Source organism: Microbacterium sp. AISO3 (assembly GCF_002204305.1).
In the GTDB taxonomy this organism is placed as follows: domain Bacteria; phylum Actinomycetota; class Actinomycetes; order Actinomycetales; family Microbacteriaceae; genus Microbacterium; species Microbacterium arborescens.
Genome location: NZ_NHRF01000078.1, coordinates 1 through 438, shown reverse-complemented (window position 1 = coordinate 438; position 438 = coordinate 1). Strand labels below are relative to the sequence as shown.

The 438-nt window shown below is 53.4% G+C and carries 1 protein-coding gene; it reads right to left on the bottom strand.

What is annotated here, in order from left to right:
- Positions 1 to 421, bottom strand: a 421-nt coding sequence (locus tag CBF90_RS18660; RefSeq protein ID WP_206780510.1) for a hypothetical protein, incomplete at its 3' end; no start/stop codon positions are given.
- Positions 422 to 438: the final 17 nt, after the last annotated feature.

Here is a 438-nt window from a genome sequence, read left to right as displayed (position 1 = left end):
CCGGTTTGTCAACGTGATACGTCCCGTCATCGCCCATCTCCTCTAGCTTCCTATGCAAAATATCTGCCGAAAGCTCCCAACCTGTCAGCTCCTTTGCGTCGTTCTCCATTCCTTTGTGTAGACAAGCGAGCATTTCTTGAGAGGCCCCACGCTCCTCCATAACCCGTATGCGCTGTGCTGACATTCGAATCCGCTCCTTCAGCTCGTTCTTTTTCCCCGCCATAGCTGGAAGATGGTCCACGCATTTCGCCGCGAATGGGCATAATCCGCAACGCTGATAGCCGCCAATGATAACGACGATATCACTGGGGCACTGATTGCCTAGAGGGCAGACGTGAGTGGGGTGCCAACGAATGACACTCGACGGGCTTTGCCGTAGCAGTTCGATTGCATCCGTATTCTTTGCATCGAACTCATGCATGGACCAGAGTGCAACAC